Genomic DNA, 2,812 nt, shown 5'->3' on the forward strand with positions numbered 1-2,812 from the left:
AACGGCCGCGGCTGATCAGACGAACGGTTCCCAGCCAGGACATCCAGACCGATGGTGTTCTGCCCGAGATGTTCTCGAATGTCGGCGTAGCCTTGGACGTCGGTGTCGTTGAGCACCGCGGCGTAGTCGCCGGGGGGCGCCTCGTCGATGCGGCCCGCCAAAGTCCCGAAACCGGGTGCGGCATCGATCGCGACCACATTCTCCGGCCGGCACTCGCGGAAGACACCGCCGACGCAGGCCGTCATCGTCGTCTTGCCGACGCCGCCCTTCCCGGAGACAAACGCGATCACGTACTGCTTGCGGATATGCCGGCGGATACGTTCACGCAGTTCCCGATAGTGCCGCTCGGCCCGCGATTCACCGGGATTGAGCGTCTTGCCGGAAACGTTGTAGACAAGCTTTCTCCAGCCCGACCCAGGCGGGATCTTGCGGGGCGCCACCAGGTCGGAAATACGCAGCGTGCCGGAGACCGAGTCGGCGAAGCCCTCGGCGTGCAGCGACCCGGACGGTCCACGCTGGAGTTCGATATGCGGGTCCGTGGCGTGAACCTGCTCATTCCAGGGACTGCTCACCTAGACAACCTTTCTGTAGGAATGCCACTGCTCCTGCGCGGGCAGGTTGCGCAGCATGGAAAGCACGGCGGATGCGATGGTGACGGGTGATCCGGGACTGATGATCATCCAGCGCTTCTCCCCGTGCCGAACGTGTTCGGACACCAGTCGGCCCTTCGGGGTGTCAATAATCGTTACCGTCCCGGCCTCGATGTGCGATCGGGTGGGTCCACCACCTGCACCGGACTGGACGGCGACGACCGAAGCTTGCGCGGAGCGGGTGTCGTCAGCCGCCATGGTGAGGATGGCAATCTGGTCGCTATCGATCGTCTGGCCGTGGAGGAAGCTGCGCAGGCTGGCTGAATCCTTTACAGAAGAGAGCAATTCGGCGGAGTCAAGGGTGACCGGCCTGAGGGCGGCGGGGGGCATCTGACCGCAGATCCGCTCGATCTGGCTGTTGATCAGCAGGCCTGCGGACTGCTCGCTGGTTGCGGTTCCGGCTCCGCTGAGGCGGACCTGTGTCCCACATCGTTCGAGGCTGACCCACCACTGCGCGAACCGTGCAAGCAGAATCCGCTCCGCTGTGTCTCGCCCGTTTGGAGTCTGCACGTAGAGCAACACCGCGGCATCGCGTCGAGACAGCACGGTGAGCCACTCCAGAACGGCCCCGTCCACCACACCGTGTGCGTCGATCACACCGGCGAACCGCAGTTCTTCGGCGACCGGATGTGCCAGCGCCGTCGCCCTCTCTTCAGCGCTGGGCAGATGCGGGCGAAGGCCGAGTTCGGGCGCCAGCACTTCGGTCCCGGCGAGCACCTGCAGTGCCCACAGTCCATCTAGCGTCGTCGTCAACATCGTCTTCCTTGGGGACTGACAGACGGAAGGGCGCACGCCGTGCGCCCGACCGGCCTGTCCAGTCGTGCGGTTTAGAACAAGTTGCTCATCTGGATGTCGGTGCTGTGGGCGCCCTCGTTGACGCTGCTGATGGTCTGTCCGTGTCGGTTCATGGTCTGGATCAGTCCCTGCAACCCGTGCAGCATCTGCATCTGCGCTTCGTGGAATGACGTCGCGGCAGAGCCCTGGAAGAAGTCGGCGATAGCGTTGGTGCGCTGAGCGATATCGTCGTGAATTTCCATCAGCTGGGCTGATCGGGCGCCGACATCGGAGGCGAAGTCGGCGACTGCGCCGTGGTTGTACGTGATGTTATCTGACATTGGTTGTCCTTTCTGGGATGAGAAGATTCGGCGATCAGGCGTTGGCGGCGAAAGTGGTGAGGCTGTTGGCCGAGTCGGCTTCGTGCTGCTCCATCAGCGATGCGGCCTGGCTCAGTCCATGTGCCAGGCGAGTGCCGCCAGTAATGGTCTGCTGCAGATCCGAATTGACCTGGGCGGCGGTGTTTACCGACGCCAGCGATGCCTGACCACCCCAGACAGCAGCACCGAGGCCCTCGTGGCTGCTGAGGTATCCGTTGGCGATCGCGGTTGCCTGCTGGAGGGCAGCCTCAATGGCCTGTTGGGTGGTGCGCAGCACCTCGGGTGTTACGACGAGTGTCATATGTTCTTCCTTCGCTGGTTGGTGACGGTGGTCGACTGCGACCCTTGCGGGCGTTTCGAGTATTGGACGGGTGCGGGGACCTGTCACTTCACCCCTGTGGCAAATCGGATTAGGAAAGACCCCCTTTAATCTGAAATTAGCTAGCTGAGCTTCTGCGGGCTAGCGGGCACGACGATCCGTGCATGGGAAACGTCCTCTTTGGCATCCGAGCCCTTGCTCTGGCCGAGCATTCCGGCGGGAGCAGGTGACACCGGCACCGGACCACCCGCCGTGGTCGTCGTCGATCCACGAAGGTCAGCGGCGCTGAGTAAGCCCGATTTGAGTCCCACCGGCCTGCCGCTGGTCTCCGGAGCGAAGGTGCTGGTGGGCCTGGTGTAGCTGGTGAGTCCAGGCCCGGGAACGCTGCCAGCGCTAACGGCACCGGCACTGCCCACCGCGCCCAATCCGGCCGATGCTCCGCCACCTGAGCCGAGCCCGCCGGGGGAGCCGGCTGCGGCGAGCGTCGCTGACGGGAACTCGGCCGCGCCGGGTGATGCGGCGGCAGAGTGCCCGGTCAGTTGCCCCAGTGATTGCGGCAAGCTCGACAGGCTTTGGAGGGCCTGTACCGGCGCCTGGAACATGCCCATCAACGGCTGCAGCGACGACTGCAACGGCTGAGTCATCGATGTGGCCAGTTGGCCGACTTGACCGGCGGCTCCGGCCGGAGC

Annotated in this window: 4 protein-coding genes and 1 pseudogene; all 5 read right to left on the bottom strand. The window is 64.4% G+C overall.

Features of this window, described 5'->3' with window-relative positions:
- Nucleotides 1–527, bottom strand: a 527-nt coding sequence (locus tag ADBZ5N_RS18480) for a nucleotide-binding protein (RefSeq protein ID WP_526259998.1), incomplete at its 3' end; no start/stop codon positions are given.
- Nucleotides 528–572: 45 nt separating this feature from the next.
- Nucleotides 573–1,406, bottom strand: coding sequence for an ESX secretion-associated protein EspG (locus ADBZ5N_RS18485; RefSeq protein WP_526259992.1), 834 nt, complete (start codon nucleotides 1,404–1,406; stop codon nucleotides 573–575).
- A gap of 71 nt (nucleotides 1,407–1,477) precedes the next feature.
- Nucleotides 1,478–1,765, bottom strand: coding sequence for a WXG100 family type VII secretion target (locus tag ADBZ5N_RS18490; RefSeq protein ID WP_526259994.1), 288 nt, complete (start codon nucleotides 1,763–1,765; stop codon nucleotides 1,478–1,480).
- Between the two features lie 34 nt (nucleotides 1,766–1,799).
- Complete coding sequence (locus ADBZ5N_RS18495) at nucleotides 1,800–2,105, bottom strand: WXG100 family type VII secretion target (protein WP_526259996.1); 306 nt, start codon at nucleotides 2,103–2,105, stop codon at nucleotides 1,800–1,802.
- 140 nt (nucleotides 2,106–2,245) lie between these two features.
- Nucleotides 2,246–2,812, bottom strand: a pseudogene (locus ADBZ5N_RS18500) (hypothetical protein); the annotation flags it as partial.

It is taken from the genome of Mycobacterium sp. (assembly GCF_044370595.1).
Lineage (GTDB): Bacteria > Actinomycetota > Actinomycetes > Mycobacteriales > Mycobacteriaceae > Mycobacterium.